Origin of the sequence: Actinomyces oris, from assembly GCF_001553935.1 — a bacterium.
Classification (GTDB): domain Bacteria; phylum Actinomycetota; class Actinomycetes; order Actinomycetales; family Actinomycetaceae; genus Actinomyces; species Actinomyces oris_A.
In genome coordinates this window covers 2,347,326-2,364,700 of the sequence record NZ_CP014232.1, presented here as the reverse complement: position 1 = coordinate 2,364,700, position 17,375 = coordinate 2,347,326, and the positions used below count along the sequence as shown (strand labels likewise).

The 17,375-nt window shown below is 68.5% G+C and carries 13 protein-coding genes; 4 read left to right on the top strand and 9 right to left on the bottom strand.

Translation table 11 applies throughout. The annotated features are described in order from the left end of the window. Positions 1–79 precede the first annotated feature (79 nt). Positions 80–349 carry a 30S ribosomal protein S15 gene (rpsO, locus tag AXE84_RS09490; RefSeq protein WP_010613637.1) on the bottom strand — a complete coding sequence of 90 codons (270 nt, stop codon included), beginning with the start codon at positions 347–349 and terminating at the stop codon, positions 80–82. A gap of 220 nt (positions 350–569) precedes the next feature. Further along, positions 570–1,595 (bottom strand): bifunctional riboflavin kinase/FAD synthetase, encoded by a 1,026-nt coding sequence (locus tag AXE84_RS09485; protein ID WP_060957700.1) that lies wholly within the window; start codon positions 1,593–1,595, stop codon positions 570–572. Positions 1,596–1,898: 303 nt separating this feature from the next. Here AXE84_RS09485 and AXE84_RS09480 point away from each other — a divergent pair, with 303 nt between their 5' ends. Together AXE84_RS09480 and AXE84_RS09475 are read left to right on the top strand one after the other, a co-directional pair. Beyond that, positions 1,899–4,217: an ABC transporter permease gene (locus tag AXE84_RS09480; RefSeq protein WP_060957699.1), complete on the top strand. Its 2,319-nt coding sequence runs from the start codon at positions 1,899–1,901 to the stop codon at positions 4,215–4,217. Positions 4,218–4,228: 11 nt separating this feature from the next. Continuing rightward, a complete protein-coding gene (locus tag AXE84_RS09475) occupies positions 4,229–5,050 on the top strand; it encodes an ABC transporter ATP-binding protein (protein ID WP_060957698.1) in 822 nt (273 codons plus the stop codon). Positions 5,051–5,060: 10 nt separating this feature from the next. Here the strand turns inward: AXE84_RS09475 and AXE84_RS09470 are convergent, their stop codons facing one another. From AXE84_RS09470 to rbfA, 3 genes are all read right to left on the bottom strand, one after another. After that, on the bottom strand, positions 5,061–5,363 hold the full coding sequence (locus tag AXE84_RS09470) for a hypothetical protein (RefSeq protein WP_029316401.1): 303 nt from the start codon (positions 5,361–5,363) through the stop codon (positions 5,061–5,063). A 71-nt stretch (positions 5,364–5,434) separates the two neighbouring features. Further along, on the bottom strand, positions 5,435–6,532 hold the full coding sequence (truB, locus tag AXE84_RS09465) for a tRNA pseudouridine(55) synthase TruB (RefSeq protein ID WP_081093140.1): 1,098 nt from the start codon (positions 6,530–6,532) through the stop codon (positions 5,435–5,437). After that, a complete protein-coding gene (rbfA, locus tag AXE84_RS09460) occupies positions 6,529–7,026 on the bottom strand; it encodes a 30S ribosome-binding factor RbfA (RefSeq protein WP_010613629.1) in 498 nt (165 codons plus the stop codon). The genes truB and rbfA overlap by 4 nt, the downstream gene beginning before the upstream one ends. A gap of 197 nt (positions 7,027–7,223) precedes the next feature. Here rbfA and rarD point away from each other — a divergent pair, with 197 nt between their 5' ends. Beyond that, positions 7,224–8,213, top strand: coding sequence for an EamA family transporter RarD (gene rarD / locus AXE84_RS09455; protein ID WP_060957697.1), 990 nt, complete (start codon positions 7,224–7,226; stop codon positions 8,211–8,213). On the opposite strand, the gene AXE84_RS09450 is transcribed toward rarD, so the two are convergent. Genes AXE84_RS09450 through AXE84_RS09440 form a run of 3 tightly spaced genes read right to left on the bottom strand, consistent with a single transcriptional unit; the run spans position 8,164 to position 12,311 of the window. Next, a complete protein-coding gene (locus AXE84_RS09450; RefSeq protein ID WP_060957696.1) occupies positions 8,164–8,988 on the bottom strand; it encodes a slipin family protein in 825 nt (274 codons plus the stop codon). The genes rarD and AXE84_RS09450 overlap by 50 nt on opposite strands. A 51-nt stretch (positions 8,989–9,039) precedes the next feature. Continuing rightward, positions 9,040–9,969 (bottom strand): hypothetical protein, encoded by a 930-nt coding sequence (locus tag AXE84_RS09445; protein ID WP_060957695.1) that lies wholly within the window; start codon positions 9,967–9,969, stop codon positions 9,040–9,042. Further along, positions 9,969–12,311: a nitric-oxide reductase large subunit gene (locus AXE84_RS09440; protein ID WP_060957694.1), complete on the bottom strand. Its 2,343-nt coding sequence runs from the start codon at positions 12,309–12,311 to the stop codon at positions 9,969–9,971. Before AXE84_RS09440 ends, AXE84_RS09445 begins: the two co-directional genes overlap by 1 nt. Positions 12,312–12,676: 365 nt before the next feature. Between AXE84_RS09440 and AXE84_RS09435 the strand changes: the two genes are divergently transcribed. Then, positions 12,677–14,248 carry a molybdopterin-dependent oxidoreductase gene (locus tag AXE84_RS09435; protein WP_060957693.1) on the top strand — a complete coding sequence of 524 codons (1,572 nt, stop codon included), beginning with the start codon at positions 12,677–12,679 and terminating at the stop codon, positions 14,246–14,248. Between the two features lie 117 nt (positions 14,249–14,365). Here AXE84_RS09435 and infB read toward each other — a convergent pair whose 3' ends face one another. Then, entirely contained in the window at positions 14,366–17,308 is a 2,943-nt protein-coding gene (gene infB / locus AXE84_RS09430) for a translation initiation factor IF-2 (protein WP_060957692.1), read from the bottom strand. Positions 17,309–17,375: the final 67 nt, after the last annotated feature.

Sequence of the window (17,375 nt, the reverse complement as noted above, 5' to 3'; positions counted from 1 at the left end):
GCGAAGCGCCCCCTTGAACGCGATGCGGCCCAGCCCCCTCCTGGGGACCGGGCCACATGGCTTGAGGCTGTCAGCGCGCTCAGCGGCGGATGCCGAGGCGGGCGATGAGAGCACGGTAGCGCTCGATGTCCTCCTTCATGAGGTAGTCGAGCAGGCGACGGCGCTTACCGATGAGCAGGTAGAGGCCGCGACGCGAGTGGTGGTCGTGGGCGTGGCCCTTGAAGTGCTCGGTGAGGTTGGAGATGCGCTCGGTGAGGATGGCGACCTGGACCTCCGGGGAGCCCGTGTCACCCTCGTGGGTGGCGTACTCGGCGATGATCTCTTGCTTGCGCTCTGCGGTAACCGACATGCGGACTCCTTCGGGTCTCGTTGCACGGAGCGCCGGGGCAGGTTCTCCCGGGCATGAGGTATCCGTGGCCGATCGACGGCCCGCCAACCCTACCAGCGCCGCTTGCCTCCAATCACACCAGAGGCTGTGCGAACCGGCACAGTTCCGGGGCGGAAGCGGGATGCGACGGTCAGGCTCCGACGGCGACGACCCCCGCGATGGCCTTGCCCCGCCACCGGAGCTACTGCGCGGTGACGTCCTCGGGACGGATCGGCTCGGGGACCGGGACTCCCAGAATCCGGGCGGTGTCCTCGATATCGGCGCGCATCTGCACCAGGAGCGCGTCGAGCCCATCGAAGGCGAGCATGGGGCGCAGGCGCTCGACGAGCTCGACCCCCACCTCCTCGCCATAGAGATTGAGGTCGGCTCGCCCCAGGACATGAGCCTCGACCGTGCGCTGGGGGACGTCGTCGAAGGTGGGATTGGTGCCGATCGAGATGGCGGCGGGCAGCCGCTGGAGGTCGGCCCCGTCTGTGCAGCCGCGGATCAGCCAGCCGGCGTAGACCCCGTCGGGCGGCACGACACCGGCGGTGGCGGCCTCCAGGTTGGCGGTGGGGAACCCGAGCTCGCGGCCGCGGCGCAGACCTCGCACGACGACGCCGCGCAGCCGGTGGGGACGGCCCAGGACCCGGCTGACCTGCCGCATGTTCCCGTCCTTGAGGCACTGGCGGATCCACGTCGAGGACCAGCGACGCCCCTCGTCGGAGCAGATGGTGGAGACGATCTCCACCTCGAAGCCGTCCTGGCGGCCGATCTGCTCCAGGGTGGCTGCGTCCCCGGAGTTGCGCCAACCGAAGCGGACGTCGTCGCCGACGACGACCGCGCGAGCCCCGAGCAGCTCCTCCAGCCAGGTGCGCACGAAGTCCTGCGGGCTCTGGGCAGCGAAGTCGAGGGTGTAGGTGATGACCAGGACCGCGTCGAGACCGAGGTCCCCCAGGGAGGCCAAGCGGTCGGTCAGGGAGGCGATGAGGGGCAGGTCGGCCTCGGGCTGGTGGACGCTACGGGGGTGGGGGTCGAAGGTGACCGCGACGGCCAGGGGCCGCCGGTCGCCGTGGGCGAGCTCATGGGAGAGCTCGACGACGCGCCCCAGGACCGCCTGATGCCCGCGGTGGACGCCGTCGAAGATGCCCATCGTGACCACGGCGCCCGGCCCTCCCGAAGCGCTCAGGCTCGCTGGCACCTGCTCGGCGCCGTACCAGACCTCCACTGTCGCTGTTCCTGCTCTCGTCGGCCCGTGGGGCGCACCGCGCCCCTGTCTTCATCCGCATCCGCACGCCCCCGCCCACCCCACCGGGTCGGGAGAGGTGCGTACGCGGGACAACCCTGCCACGGGGGCGCAGCCGGATGCGAACCAGCCGCCCTCGACACGCCTTGACGCGTTTCGACCGTCAGTCTATTCTCGATACCGACTGTTAGTCGATTAGCGTCGAGAATCGTTCCCTCACCTGGGAATCCCTCATCCGGGAATGAGCCCGCAAGGTCGAGGACAGACTCCAAGGAGGCTGCTGTCATGCTGATGCGACTTCTCAAGGCGGACCTGGCGCGCGGCGCCGTCGTGGCCGCCACCCTGACCGCCCTCATCGCCCTGGCGGCCACACTGATGTCGGCCGGGACGTCCCTGGTGGTGGACAGCCTGTCGGCCACGCACCGGCTCTCGCAGCGGGCCAAGCTCCCGGACCTGGTACAGATGCACTCCGGCCGGATTGACGACCGCGACCTACAGGCGATCGAGACGTGGGTGCAGGCGCGCAGCGACGTCACCGACCATGAGGTCATCACAACCCTTCCGGTAGCGCGCCAGGAGCTGTCCATCAACGGCGTCAACCAGTCCGAGTCCTACAACGAGCCCGCCTTCGTCACCTCTCCCAAGCACCTCGACCTCCTGCTCGACGACGACGGCGAACCCGTCAGCCCGGGGCCGGGAGAGGTGGTGCTGCCGATCCACTACCGGGCGATCAACAGCGCCGATGTCGGCGACACCGTGACCGTCAGCAGCGCCGGCAGGACCACGACCCTGACCATCGTGGGATTCGCCCGCGACGCCCAGATGAATGCCGCCATGATCCCCTCCAAGCGCCTGGTGGTCTCACCCAAGGACTTCTCCGCCCTGGAGCAGCAGATCACCGAGCCCGAGTACCTCATTGAGATGCGCCTGACCGACTCCGCCCCTCCCGGCGGCGTCATCGACGCCTACAAGGAGGCGGGTCTGCCCAGTAACGGCATCAACGTCAGCGCCTCGATGATCCAGCTCATGAACTCACTCAACGCCATGCTCATCGTGGCAGTGGCCCTGGTGGTGGCTGTCATTCTGGCGGTTGTCGCCGTCCTCGCCCTGCGCTACACGGTGCTGGCGGCCGTCGAGACAGACCTGGCCCAGATCGCCGTGCTCAAGGCCATTGGGGCGCCACTGAGGCGGATACGCCGCCTCTACGTGGCCAAGTACCTGGCTCTGTCAGTGCTGGGGGCGGCCCTGGGCTACGTGGCCGGCCAGCCCCTGGCCACCGCCCTGGAGGCCCCGACGACCCTCTACCTGGGCCGGCCCGCGACAACCCTGTGGAGCGTGGGGCTGCCGATCCTCACGGTTCTGGTTCTGGCGCTCGGAGTCATCGGCTTTACCTGGTTGGCTCTGCGGCGCATCGGCCGCATCTCGGCCATCGAGGCCCTGCGCAGCGGCACCAGCGCCTCCCTGCGCCCACGCCGGCAGCGCTGGAGACTGACCACCCTTCGCCGCCTTCCGGTCCAGGTGTGGCTCGGGGCGCGCGAGTCACTGCGCCCCTCCAACGCCCTGATGCTCGGTGTCCTGGCGCTGTGCACCTTCACCATGGTGCTGCCGACGAATGTCTCCTCGACTCTGAGCGACCCACGTGTGGCCACCTACCTGGGGGCCGGTCGGGCCGATCTGCGTATCGACGTACGCACCGGGGTCCAGGACCTGGCCGCCGTGGAGAAGACCGTCGACTCCGACCCCCGCGTCACCCGGCACACCACGATGCTGCGCCGCAGCTACAAGATGTCCACTGCCACCGGCGGCTGGCAGACGGCGCTCATTGATATCGGGGACCATGAGGCCTTCCCCATGGAGTACCTCTCCGGGCGCGCCCCCACCACCGACGACGAGATCGCCCTGTCCTACAGTCAGGCCCAGGACACGGGCGCCAAGGAAGGTGCCACGGTCACCGTCCGCACCGCCGACGGCGACAAGGACCTGACAGTCACGGGTGTCTACCAGGACATCACCAACAACGGGCATACCGCCAAGGCCACCTTCGACGACGGCGCCCCCGCACTGTGGCAGATCGTCTACGCCGACGCCGGCTCCACTCAGCAGGCCAGCGCCCTCGCCAAGCAGCTGAGCGGCGAGTACCCGGGGATCCAGGCGATCAGCATGAATCAGTATGCCGCCCAGTTCTTCGGGGCCACCGGCTCCCAGGTCCGCGTCGTCACCGCGCTGGCCTGCGCCATCGCGCTGGGGCTGTCCTTCCTCATCACGGTGCTGTTCACCGTCCTCATCGTCTCGCGGGAGCGGCCTCAGATCGGCGTCCTGATGGCGCTGGGGTGCACCAGACGGGCCGTTGCGGGGCAGTACCTCATCCGTTTCGGCCTCCTGGCGCTGGTGGGGACCGCCCTGGGGCTCCTGGGGGCCTCCGCTCTGGGCAGCCCCGCGATCGGGGCGGTCATGGCCTCGCGCGGAGCCCCCGACCTTCAGCTCCTCCCCAACTGGTGGCTTATGGGGCTCGTCCTACCAGGGGCACTGCTGGCCACCGTCGTCGGCGCTGTCGCCCTGGCCCTCAGACGCCTACGCACCATGACCCTGACCACCGGCGAGTAAGGAGAGACAGAATGCGTGCCTCCACCCCATCGCGTTCCTCATGGCGCACCGGTTCAGTAGCCGCGGGACCGGCTGTCCCCGTGGGAGCCGGGCAACCGGTTCTGCGGGCCCAGCACCTGTCCAAGAGCTACCACTCCCCCGTCCTGCGAGACCTCGACCTGGATGTGGAGCAGGGGCAGTTCGTCGCCATCATGGGGCCTTCCGGGTCCGGGAAGTCCACCCTTCTGCACTGCCTGAGCGGTATGGACCGGCCCGACGCCGGTTCGGTACTCCTGGGCGGCCAGGAGATCACGAGCCTGAGTGAGAAGGAGCTGGCGGCGCTGCGGCTGACGCGTTTCGGATTCGTCTTCCAGCAGGCGCATCTCCTAACCACCCTGTGCCTGCTGGATAACATCGTCCTGCCCGGGTTCCTGGCGGGTCTGCGTCCGCGCCCCGAGGTCACGGCGCGTGGAGAGGAGCTGATGGAGCGCATGGGGATCGACGAGCTGGCCACCAGCGCCGTCACCGAGGTCTCCGGCGGCCAGCTGCAGCGCGCAGGCATCTGCCGGGCCCTCATCAACGACCCCGGGATCGTCTTCGCCGACGAACCCACCGGAGCGCTCAACTCCGCCACCGCGCTGCAGATCCTCGACCTGCTCGGGGAGATTCACGCCTCGGGGACGACTCTGGTCATGGTCACCCACGACTCCCAGGTGGCAGCCCGGGCCGATCGTGTCCTGGTGCTCGTGGACGGGCAGATCACGGAGGACCTGCTCCTGGGACGATACGAGGAGGCTGACGGCCCCTCACGCCTGACGGCGGTCACCGAGGCCCTCCAGCGCCACAGTGTGTGACGGGGCGGCGTCAGTGGCCTCCGCAGCCGCAACCGCCACCACCCGAGGCGGAGGCGGAGACATCACGCAGGCCCAGCAGGTTACCGGCCTTGTGCCCGGGGGTGACGCCCTGCGGCGCTCCCGCTCCCAGGGCCGTCGTCACCGCTGAGGCGATGGCGACGGCGTCGACGACCTCCGGGGAGGTCTGCACGGGCTCGGGCCGGTATCCCTCACCCACCGGCTGGGCGACTGCGGGCGCGGCGGCCCGCTCGTCCTGCTCGTTGCGCTTGCCGTGCCCGCCGCATCCGCAGCGGCATCCTCCGGTCTGGCTCATCATGTCTCCTCACGCAAAGGTGCTCATCGGGTGTGCTTTCGCCGGACGGGCCGGCGGCCCAGGTGCGCGTCTCAGGCAGGGTCCAGGACCAGTACCGGGCGCGCACGTGGGCCCTGGTGCCTCAACAGTGCCACGAGGCGCCCACCGGGGGCGAATCCGGCGACGACGCGCTGCTCGGCCGTCTTCGCAGAGACCTGCAGCCGACGGCCCTCGGGTGCCTCGGCCCTCTCCAGGACCTCGGCGTCAAGGGGCTGGCCGTAGCGCAGTGCGCGTGCCTCGCCCTCGGTCAGAGTCAGCTGCTCGAAGCAGCGCCGGGCGACCTCCTCCAGCGGGAGCGTGGTGACCCCGTGAGGCTCAGGGCTGGAGGCGTCGGTCTCGACCTGGGCGGACAGGTCCGCCAGGGTGTGAGCCTCATCGATGTCGAAGGGGCCCACTGCGGTGCGCCGCAGCGCAGTCAGATGAGCCCCGCAGCCCAGCGCCCGGCCCAGATCCCGGGCCAGGGCGCGCACGTAGGTGCCCGACGAGCAGGAGACGAGGATGTCGATGTCGACGGCCTCCGCTGCGTCCGGGCCGTCGCTGAGGGCACCGTCGGCTTCGACGATCGCCTTCCGGGGCTCTGCGGTCAGGCGCAGCTCGTGGATGGTCACGGGCCTGGCCTGCAGCTCGACGTCCTGCCCGTCACGGACGCGTTGGTAGGCTCGCACACCGTCGACCTTGATGGCGGAGACCGCACTGGGCACCTGCTGGATCGGCCCGGTCAGGGTTGTGAGCGCCTCCTGGAGGCGAGCCTCGGGTACGTCCTCGATCCGGCAGCCGCGGGCTGCGACGATCTGCCCGTCGGCGTCCTCCGTCGTGGTCTCTGCCCCCAGGCGAACGGTGGCCTCGTAGGTCTTGTCGGCTCCCACCAGGTAGGTGAGGAAGCGGGTGGCGCGCCCGATGCCCAGCAGCAGCAGGCCGGTGGCCATGGGGTCGAGGGTACCGGCGTGCCCCACCTTGCGGGTAGCGGCCAGGCGGCGGGTGGCGCCGACGACGTCGTGGCTGGTCAGCCCTTGGGGCTTGTCCACCACGAGGATCCCGTCGGCAGCGGTGACCGCGCCGCGGGGGACGTCGGGGCGACGACGTGCGCGGCCGGTCCGCCCCATGGGCTCGGCCCGCTCGGAGGCCTTCACAGGTCCTCGGTGTCCGTTGCGGGCTCCTGCTCGCCCTCCTCGGCCTGGGGGTCACCGCCCACAGCCTCCTCATCCTCCTCATCGTGGCGGTAGGGGTCGGCGTCACCGGCGTAGGTGGCCCCCTCGGCGGCCTTGGCGATCTGGGCGTCGCGCACCCGGGCCTGGGCCAGGGCGTCCTCGAGGGTCTTGGCGGTGGTGGGGAGGGCGTCGAGCTGGAAGGACAGTGAGGGGGTCAGGCGGATGCCGAGGGCCTTGCCGACCTCGGAGCGGATGAGTCCCTTGGCTGAGCGCAGCGCCTTGGCCGTCTCCTCCCGCTCCTCATCGCTGCCGTAGACGGTGTAGAAGACGGTGGCCTGCTGGAGGTCGCCGGTGACACGGACGTCGGTGACGGTGACGAAGCCCAGGCGCGGGTCCTTGATGCGCCCTTGAAGGAGGCGGGCGACAGTCTCATGAATACGGTCGGCGACCTTGCGGGCGCGGGCGGCGTCGGCCATGGCGGGGCTCCTTCACGTGCGGGGTCCGGGTCTGTCAGGCCCGGGGCTGAGCGATCGGGACCGATCGGCGCGCCGTCCTCACCCGCGAAGGAGCGAGCCCTTCCAAGGCGGTCCAGTGCGCCTCACTATGCTACGCGGAGCGGCGACACGGTCACCGCAGCCATCCCCGAGCGCGAACGGATCAGGAACAGATCACAATGAGCTCCTCCCCCAGTGGTTCCTCCTTGGACCCCTCCACGACGCCGACCTCACCGTCAGGCGCCCGAGGGTCGGCGTCGACCTCAGGGACGCTCGATGGCACTGGGATGGCGCTGGTCGTCGGCTGCTACTGCCTGTGGGGCTTCTTCCCCCTCTACTTCCACCTCCTCTCGGCCGCCGGCAGTGTGGAGATCATCGGTCACCGGATCCTCTGGACGCTGGTGACCTGCCTGACGCTCATCACTCTGCGGCGCCGCTGGGCACAGCTGGTCCACGTGGTGCGCTCACCGCGCCTGCTGGGGATGCTGGCCGTCTGCGGGCTGCTGGTCTCAGTCAACTGGCTCGTCTACGTCTACGGCGTCAACAGCGCGCGCACGGCCGACGCCGCCCTGGGCTACTTCATCAACCCGCTGGTGACGGTGGCCCTGGCTGCACTGGTGCTGCATGAGCGGTTGCGCCCCGCACACCGGGTCTCGATCGCGCTGGCGAGCGCCGCCGTGGCCCTCCTGGTGGCGCTCCAGGGCGCGCTGCCGTGGATCTCCCTGGTGCTGGCTTTCTCCTTCGCCTTGTACGGGCTGGTCAAGAAGCAGCTCGGACCCGACGTGGACGCTCTGACCGGGCTGACGGTGGAAAGCGCCCTCGTGACTCCCATCGCACTCGCCTACCTGGGCCACCTGGCCTGGCAGGGGCAGTCGGCCTGGCAGGCCCCCGATCAGGGCTGGCCGATCATGGCGCTGCTCGTGGTGGCCGGTCCGGTCACAGCCGTGCCCCTGCTGCTCTTCGCCGCCGGCACCAGGCGCGTGCCGTTGTCCGTAGTCGGGATGGGACAGTACATCGCCCCAACCATCCAGTTCCTGCTGGCCTGGGGCGCCTTCCACGAGCGGATCCCGCCGGCCCGATGGGCGGCCATGATCCTGGTGTGGGCGGCGGTCGCGGTCTTCATCGGTGACGCGGTGCGCCAGCTCCTTCGCCGCCCTCGCCCTCGTTAGCCTCCGGCAGGCCGCCCTGGGGACCGAAGCGCTCCAGGAGCGGTCCGATGATGTCCATCGGCAGGGGGAAGACGACCGTGGAGTTCTGGTCGGCGCCGAGCTCCAGGAGGGTCTGCAGGTAGCGCAGCTGGAGAGAAGCCGGTGACTTCGAGAGCGTGTCCGCCGCCTGACGCAGCTCCTCGGAGGCCTGGAGCTCACCACGGGCGTTGATGATCTTGGCACGGCGCTCACGTTCAGCCTCAGCCCCACGGGCCATGGCCCGCTGCATCTGCTCGGGGATCTCGACGTCCTTGATCTCGACGACACTGACCTCCACACCCCACGGCTCGGTGAGCTTCTCAATGATGTCACGCAGATCGGCGTTCAAGGCGCTGCGGTGGGCGAGCACGGTGTCCAGGTCGACGCGTCCAAGAACGGACCTCAGCGTGGTCTGCGCGATCTGGGAGGTGGCGATCGCGTAGTTCTCCACCGCCATGACGGCCTTGACCGGGTCGGTGACGTTGAACAGGACGACGGCGTTGACGCGCGCCGGCACGTTGTCCTCCGTGATGACCTCCTGGGGCGGGATGGTCAGGGTGACCACGCGGGTATCGACCCGCACCAGGCGCTCGAGGAAAGGGACGACCAGGTGCAGGCCGGGATCGTAGACAGGTCGCAGACGCCCCAGCCTGAACACGATGCCCCGCTCGTACTGGGTGATGATCTTGAGCGAGAGGGCCAAGGCGAGCAGGACGAGGACGGTCACGGCCGCAATGGCGGTGGTGGTGGTAGTCATGAAGGGTCCTTCAGGAAAGCGGGTTGAGGCGGCTCAGGAACTGGGGCCGGCTCATCTGCGTGTGGTGTCGGTGGCCTCGTTCCATGCCGAGGACCATGAGCGCCGGGCCCCGCCGCGGGTTCCATCCGCCCCGAGCTCGGCGCCGGTGGTCGGGACGCGCTTGCGGGTGCGCAGGGCGGTGACGCGACGCAGCTCGGGCTCCACGGAGGCAGCGGAGGCGACAGTCCCGCCGTCCGCCTTCCCGGTGCCGTCAGCCCCGGAGAGGAAGGAGACATGCACGGTGCGCCCAGTGGCGGCCGCACGGGCCTGAGCGGTGGCGATCGCCTCGGCCGCCTCACGCACTGAACGGTATCCCGAGGGGCGTGCGCTGATCGACACCGGGACGGGACCAGTACTCGCAGAGCGGCGCGCCTCCTCCGCCTCCTGGTACTCCTGCGAGCCGACGTGGGGCAGGTGTGCCGGCGCGTTGTCGGGGGTATTCCACAGGTGACGGGCCAGCGGCAGGACACCGGCCACAACGACGACGACGGTCGTCGTGCCCAGGACGATGAGGTCGCCGGTGGCGTGAAAGACCACCATGAGCAGCACCGGGATGAAGACGCCAACGCAGGCGATGACCAGACCCACACCGCGGTGGAAGCGTCCGGCGTCGGAGTAGGGCCAGGGGTCGACAGGCCGGGTGATCTCCCGTGGGCCGGGGGTGGGCGAGCAGCTGTCCTTGGACGGGCAGCGCCCGCAGATCGCATGGGCGCCCTCATAGCGGATGACGCGCTTGTCCGGGTCGAAGGCGGTGGGCCACAGCCACTGGTCCTCGTGGCACCTCCAGCCGTCGACGTCGTCGTGGTACATGAAGTCCGAGTGCCGCCAGGACATGGAGTGCCGGGCGCTGCGCGAGCCGAGGACGTCCACGGCCCACGCAGCAGCCAGCATGATGAGCGCGTAGACGGCGATGAGCCACACGCTCAGGTCGGGTGAGGCCATCAGTCGTTCAGCTCCGCGCGCTCACCGCGCCAGGCCTTGCGCCCACCCTGGATCTCCTCGTAGAGGGCGTCCTCGGCGAAGGTGTCCACCGTCCGCCCTCGACGCCAGTTCCTCAGTCCCAGGAAGGCGATGTAGAGGTAGGGCAGGACTCCGCCGAGGATGAAGATGAGGTCTCCGGGCATCCGCCCCCACTCGATGATCGTGTTGACCGAGTTGGTGACGTAGGTGAGCTGGCGGGCCTCGAAGTAGCCCGTGCTCACCGAGTAGCGCAGCTGGAGGATGCCCAGCGGCAGCAGGGTGGCGAAGCACATCCAGGCCAGACCGATGTTGAGGCTCCAGAAGGAGGTCTTGGCGAGCTTCTCGGGCCACTTGTCGGCCGGCACCAGGTAGCGCAGGGCGAACATCCCCAGCGCCAGCGCCATGAAGCCGTACACGCCCATCATGGAGGCGTGGGCGTGGTTGGCCGTCAGCGCGGTCCCGATCTCGTAGTAGGACACGATGGGCAGGTTGACCAGGAAGCCGAAGACACCGGCCCCCAGGAAGTTCCAGAAGCCGACGGCCATGAGGAACATGACGGCCCAGCGGTGCGGGAAGGGACCGGCCTCCTTGCCGTGGCGGTTGGCTCCCAGCTGCATGAAGGCCCAGGCCTCCACCGTCAGGAAGGTCAGGGGGATCACCTCGGCGGCTGAGAAGAAGGCACCCAGGGCCATGTGCTCCACCGGCGTGCCGGAGAAGTAGAGGTGGTGCATGGTGCCGATGACGCCACCGGCGGAGTACAGGATGATGTCCATGAAGATGATGCCCAGTGCGATCCTCTCGCGGACAACGCCCAGCAGGACGAAGACATAGGCGACCATGACGGTGGTGAACAGCTCGAGGAAGTCCTCGACCCACAGGTGCACCACCCAGAAGCGCCAGAACTCGGCGACGGTCACGTGGGTTCCGGTGCGCGCCATCATCCCCACGGCGTAGAAGGCGGGGATCGCCAGGGCCGCGAACATGAACAGCCAGGGCATGTTGGCCACGTGCTCGTTGCGCAGGCGCGAGCGCATGGCGCGCCAGATGATGAACACCCAGACGAACAGGGCCAGGGTCAGCAGCACCTGGAAGACGAAGGGAAGATCGAGGTACTCCCACTGCTGGGCGAACAGCGGCCCCTTGGCCCAGCTCAGGCCGTGTTGGCTGGCCCCCTCCGCCAAGCAGGACAGGACGACGACGACCGTGGCCGCGATGAACAGGGTCCACACCAGCACGTGCTGCTTCTTGGGCTCGCGCCTGGCGATGAACGGGGTCAGGAACAGGCCGGCCGCGAGCAGACCGATGGCGGTCCAGAACAAGGAGAGCTGGACGTGCCAGGTGCGGGCCAGGGAGAAGGGCAGAAGTCGGCCCAGGTCGAATCCGAAGAAGGACAGAACGTCGGCCCGGTAGTGCTCGGCGAGGGCTCCCAGCAGCGTCTGGACGAGGAAGAGGGCGGCGATGGTGAAGACGTACCAAGCCACCACCCGCTGCGACTTGGTCAGCCCGACGTCCTCGGGTTGACGGAAGGACAGGGCCGGGGCCTCCTCGGAGTGCCAGCCGATCTTCTGACTCCAGCGGCCGTAGATGGCGAACATGACCCCGGTTCCACCGATGAGGACGATCAGCGACAGGACCGACCAGATCATGAGGTCACCGGTGGGTGCGTTGCCGACCAGGGACTCGGCGGGCCAGTTGTTCGTGTACGAGTAGTCGTGGCCCGGGCGCTGTGCGGACGATCCCCAGGCGGTCCAGCCGAAGAAGGCCGTCACCTGTTTGACCTGGACGGGGTCGGTGATGAGATCCGGCTTGAGGCCGTGGCTGTGGGCGTCGGGCCCAAACATCTTGGTGTAGTGGTTGACGGCCTCGTTGTAGGCCTTGACCTGCTCATCGGTCCACACCAGGGTTCCCGTGGAGGAGTCGTAGCGGTTGGTCCGCATCATCTCCTTGGTGGCGGCCGCCGGGTCGGCGGCCCCTTGGGCGGCGAGCTGGTTCTTGATGCTCGTGGCCTCCATGCGAAGGTACTCGGCGGTGAAGTCGGGACCGAGATAGCCGCCGTGGCCCAGGATGGAGCCGTACTCCATGAGGCCTCTGGCCTGGAAGAGCTTCTGCCCCTCGGTGATGTCCTGCGTCGTGAAGAGGGTCTCACCGCTCTCGGTGACCACCTTCTGCGGCTGAGGCATGGAATTGGTGTAGGTGCGGTAGGCCAGCAGGCCCATGACAGTGAATCCGAAGAGCATGACCAGGGCGACCCCCTGGATCCACCCCTTGCCGATGAGGCGAGCGCGTCGGGAGACCGCCCCCTCAGTCGTGGCAGCGGATGACATGAGATTACCTCCGTGTATCTCAGAAGACGGCGGACGTCTTCCGCGTCGTCACAGCCACCGTACAAGCCCCACAGAGCATCGTGGGGGAACAATCCAGGACTTCCCCGTCGATATGACGGCTGATCGGTTCCATTTCCTCAGATTCTCTCCATTGATATTCAACGCGTGGAACGACACGGCAGCCAAGCCGCCACCTATTTTAGTCACTATTGTGTTTCCTATTTAAGGAAGGCTGATATAACTCCACCTCCGCCGCGCCGACACCCCGATCGCGACATCTTGTCACCATCCCCTACATAAAACCGAGAAACAGCAGTACAATCATTTATACGGAAAGATTGTCACCCCGTTTGTAAGGCACGACGATGTCCCTCCTGCCCCTAGCCGCACAGACCGTCAACGACGTCGCCCAACAGTGTGTCGACACTGAGACCTTCCCACTGTGGTTGCGCGTCACCCACTTCATCAACTTCCTCCTCATGGGCGTCCTCATCCGCTCCGGTATCGAGATCATCGCCTCTCATCCCCGCTTCTACTTCAAGGACCAGTGCGAGCCCGGCTCCGAGTGGCTCCGGTTCACCAGGGACAAGGTGCCCCTCGAGGAGGGGGCCTTCACCGCCCGGGATGATCAGCGCGACCTCTCCCCCCTGCTGTCCCTGCCCGGCCGAGCCAAGATCGGGCTGGGGCGCGCCTGGCATGGGGTGGCCACCAGCTTCTGGCTGCTCAACGGCATCATCTACGTCGCCCTCCTCGTGGGCACCGGAGCGTGGCACCGCCTGGTTCCCACCACGTGGCGAATCCTGCCCGACGCCTGGGACTCCCTGCTGACCTACGCACACCTGCGCACTCCATCCTTGTGCGATTTCACCCCCTACGACAGCCTCCAGCAGCTGGGGTACTTCTTCATCGTCTTCATCGCCGCTCCGCTGATGATCATCACGGGGCCGGTCATGTCTCCCGCCGTCGTGGGCCGCTTCCCCTGGTACGCCAAGATGTTCGGTGGCCGCCAGGCCGCCCGCTCCCTGCATCTGATCGGCATGTTCGCCTACCTGGGCTTCGCCGTCGTTCACGTGGGCCTGGTGTTCATCGTGCACGCTCCTCACAACCTCACCCACATCGTCTTCGGCTACTACGACCCCAACCGGGTGGGTCAGGCCTACGTCACCGTGATCGCGACGATCATCGTCGTGGTGGCGCTGTGGATCGCCATGTCCTACTGGACGCTGACGGACACCCGCCGCAGCCAGCGGATCCTATGGGACGCCACGCGGGGGATCCGCCGCGTCACGGTGGACCGCTTCAGCTCGCAGCAGGCCGTCAAGAGGCCGTGGACGGAGAAGGACATCTCCAGGTTCCACTGGGTCAACACCCGTACCCCCTCACGGGAGGAGTCCCCGGAGTACCAGGAGCTGGCGGCGAATGACTTCGCCGACTTCCGCCTCGAGGTGGGTGGCATGGTCTCGGCTCCGGCGTCCTTCTCCCTGGCGGAGCTCAAGGCGATCTCCAGCCAGTCCCAGATCACCATGCACACCTGCATGCAGGGTTGGACGGGGATCGCCAAGTGGACGGGGATCCGCGTGCGGGATCTGCTCGCGCAGGTCGGTCAGATCGATCCTGAGGCCGGATGGGTGATGTTCGAGTCCTTCGGCATGGCCCAGAACATGCACGATGGGCGTCCGGTCGAGCCGTACTACACGTGCCTGCCTCTGGACATGGCCCTCGAGGATGACACGATCCTGGCCTGGGGCCGCAATGACGAGCCGCTGTCGGGCATGTTCGGTGCTCCGCTGCGCCTGCGCTGCGAGACGAGCCACGGGTACAAGATGATCAAGTGGGTCCGGTCGGTGACGTTGATCCGTCACTACAGCGAGGTCGGTGACGGCATGGGCGGCACCCGCGAAGACTCCGGTTACCAGGACGTCAACGCGCGCATCTGACGGCATCATCTCGCCCACGCACGTTCTCGCGGGCGAGGTGATGAGCGTCCGTCTGACAACGGTGGCCGGCCACCCCAGTGCGGGGCGGCCGGCCACTGTTGATGAACGCGGTCGTTCTCAGTCGCGAGGCTTCTCGCGCATCTCCCAGGTCTCGATGACGTCGCCCTCGGCGAGGTCCTTGAAGCCCAGGTTGATACCGCACTCGTAGCCCTCGCGGACCTCGGTGACGTCGTCCTTCTCTCGGCGCAGCGTTTCGATGGACAGCTCTCCGTTGATGACGACGCCGTCGCGCACCAGGCGGGCCTTGGCCCCCCGCTTGATGATGCCCGAGCGGACGATGGAGCCGGCGATGGAGCCGAACTTCGAGGAGCGGAAGATCTGCCGGATCTCGGCGGTGCCGAGCTCGACCTCCTCGTAGACGGGCTTGAGCATGCCCTTCATGGCGGCCTCGACATCCTCGATCGCGTTGTAAATGACCGAGTAGAACTTCATGTCGACGCCCTCGCGGTCGGCGATCTCCGAGACTCGCTCGGCGGGCCTGACGTTGAAGCCAATGATGACGGCGGAATCCACCGTGGCCAGGTTGACGTCGTTCTGCGTGATGGCACCCACGCCGCGGTGGATGACACGCAGGGCGACCTCCTCGCCGACGTCGATCTTGAGCAGGGAGTCCTCCAGGGCCTCGACCGCACCCGAGCTGTCGCCCTTGAGGATGAGGTTGAGGGTGTCGACCTTGCCCTCCTTGAGGACGTCGGTGAGGTTCTCCAGGGAGACCCGCTTGCGGCGCTTGGCCAGCAGAGCGGCGCGCTCAGCAGCCTCACGCTTGTCGGCGATCTGGCGGGCCGTGCGGTCGTCGGGGGCGACGATGAAGGAGTCACCGGCGCTGGGCACGTTCGTCAGTCCCAGAACCAGTGCCGGGCGGGCGGGGCCGGCCTCGGTGAGGTTCTCCCCGTGCTCGTTGAACATGGCGCGCACGCGCCCGTAGGCGCTTCCGGCCACGATCGGGTCGCCGACCCGCAGCGTGCCGCGCTCGACCAGAATGGTGCTCACCGCGCCGCGGCCCTTGTCGAGCTTGGCCTCGATGGTCACGCCGCGGGCCTCGGTGTCCGGGTTGGCCCGCAGGTCCAGGGCGGCGTCCGCAGTCAGCAGGACGGCCTCGAGGAGCTCGTCGATGTGGAGACGTTGCTTGGCGGAGATGTCCACGAACATCGTGTCGCCGCCGTACTCCTCGGGGACCAGACCGTACTCGGTGAGCTGGCCGCGGATCTTGTCCGGGTTGGCGCCCTCCTTGTCGATCTTGTTGACCGCCACGACGATCTGCACGTTGGCCGCCTGGGCGTGGTTGAGGGCCTCAACGGTCTGGGGCATGACACCGTCGTCGGCGGCCACGACGAGGATGGCGATGTCGGTCACCTCGGCACCGCGGGCACGCATGGCCGTGAAGGCCTCGTGACCGGGGGTGTCGATGAAGGTGATCGGGCGCTCCTCGTCGTTCAGGTTGACGCGGACCTGGTAGGCACCGATGGACTGGGTGATGCCCCCGGCCTCACCGGCGACGACGTCGGTGGAGCGGATGGCGTCCAGCAGCTTGGTCTTACCGTGGTCGACGTGTCCCATGACCGTGACCACCGGGGGCCGGGGCACGAGGTTGGCGTCGTCCTCATCGGGGTCGAGGTCGATGTCGAAGGACTCCAGGAGCTCGCGGTCCTCGTCCTCGGGCGAGACGATCTGGACGTTGTAGCCCAGCTCGGCGCCCAGGAGGGCGAAGGTGTCCTCGTCGAGGGACTGGGTGGCCGTGGCCATCTCACCGAGGTGGAACAGGACGGTCACCAGGGCCGCGGGGTTGGCGTTGATCTTCTCGGCCAGGTCCGTGAGCGTGGCCCCCTGGCGCACGCGCACCGGGGTGGAGCCGTCGCCGCGAGGGACGATGACACCGCCGATCGACGGCGCACTCTGCTGCTCGAACTCCTGGCGCTTGGCCCGCTTGGACTTGCGTCCCCGCGGGGCGCCGCCACCGCGCCCGAAGGCGCCCTGGGTGGAACCGCGACCACCGCGGCCACCGCGGGGTCCGCCGAAGCCGCCGCCGGGACGACCGCCGCCACCGGGACGACCGCCGCCGCCGGGGCGCGAGCCGCGGCCACCGCCGCCCGCTCCCCCTCGTGCGGGAGCACCGGGGCGCCCGATGGAGGACTGGCCGGGCATCATGCCCGGGTTGGGACGCGGACCGCCCGGACGCGGAGCACCGGAGCGGCCGGCTCCCTGAGGCCGTGGACCGCCCTGAGGACGGGGGCCACCGGGACGCGGACCGCCCTGAGGACGGGGACCACCGGAGCCACCCGGACGGGGCATGCCCTGGGAGGTGGCGAAGGGGTTGTTGCCGGGACGCGGAGCACCCGAGCGCGACTGGCCCGAACGCTGGCCTCCTCGGCCTGTCTGACCGCCCTGACGGGGCATGCCCTGGGAGGTGGCGAAGGGGTTGTTGCCGGGACGCGGAGCACTGGGGCGAGGCCCCGGGGTCGGAGCACTGCGACGCGAGCCGGACGCCGGGGTACCGGAGGCGGCCGCAGGCTTGGGAACTCCGGCTCCAGGCTTGGGGGCCTTGGGCGCCTCGCCCGCGGCTCCCCGCTGGGGCGCCGGCTTGGCGGCACTCGGGGCCTGGGCTCCGTCACTCGGCTTGGCGGCCTGAGCACCTGGCTTGGGGGCACTCTTGGAGGGCTTGGGAGCGGCCGGCTTGACGGCGGGGCTCGGGGCCTGGTCCTGAGCCCCGGCGGGACCGGGCTTGGCGGCCTGAGCTCCCGGCTTGGGGGCACTCTTGGAGGGCTTGGGGGCCTGAGAGGCAGTCTTGGCAGGCTTGTCGGCCTGGGTGTCCGCCGGCGCCTCCTGCACCTGGGCGGCAAAGTGCTCGCGAACCCGGCGAGCGACGGGAGGCTCAACAGCGGAGGAGGCCGCCTTGACGAACTCTCCCTGGTCCTTGAGCCAGGCCAGGATCACCTTCGAGGTGACCTTCTTGCCAGTGGGGTCGAGCTCTTTCGCAAGCTCATGAACGCGTGGTTTAGCCACTTTTCTCCTGTCCGGTTTCCCACCCCGGACAGGGGTGGGTGCTTCTAGAGGCAGCTCATCGCTGGGT

What these genes read in the sequence shown, in the direction of transcription:
- rbfA (WP_010613629.1), bottom strand. Translation starts at nt 7,026, where the DNA reads ATGGCCGACGCCGCCCGCGCCCGCAAGGTCGCCGACCGTATTCATGAG.
- AXE84_RS09480 (WP_060957699.1), top strand. Translation starts at nt 1,899, where the DNA reads ATGCTGATGCGACTTCTCAAGGCGGACCTGGCGCGCGGCGCCGTCGTG.
- AXE84_RS09440 (WP_060957694.1), bottom strand. Translation starts at nt 12,311, where the DNA reads ATGTCATCCGCTGCCACGACTGAGGGGGCGGTCTCCCGACGCGCTCGC.
- AXE84_RS09470 (WP_029316401.1), bottom strand. Translation starts at nt 5,363, where the DNA reads ATGAGCCAGACCGGAGGATGCCGCTGCGGATGCGGCGGGCACGGCAAG.
- rarD (WP_060957697.1), top strand. Translation starts at nt 7,224, where the DNA reads ATGAGCTCCTCCCCCAGTGGTTCCTCCTTGGACCCCTCCACGACGCCG.
- AXE84_RS09450 (WP_060957696.1), bottom strand. Translation starts at nt 8,988, where the DNA reads ATGACTACCACCACCACCGCCATTGCGGCCGTGACCGTCCTCGTCCTG.
- AXE84_RS09435 (WP_060957693.1), top strand. Translation starts at nt 12,677, where the DNA reads ATGTCCCTCCTGCCCCTAGCCGCACAGACCGTCAACGACGTCGCCCAA.
- rpsO (WP_010613637.1), bottom strand. Translation starts at nt 349, where the DNA reads ATGTCGGTTACCGCAGAGCGCAAGCAAGAGATCATCGCCGAGTACGCC.
- AXE84_RS09445 (WP_060957695.1), bottom strand. Translation starts at nt 9,969, where the DNA reads ATGGCCTCACCCGACCTGAGCGTGTGGCTCATCGCCGTCTACGCGCTC.
- AXE84_RS09475 (WP_060957698.1), top strand. Translation starts at nt 4,229, where the DNA reads ATGCGTGCCTCCACCCCATCGCGTTCCTCATGGCGCACCGGTTCAGTA.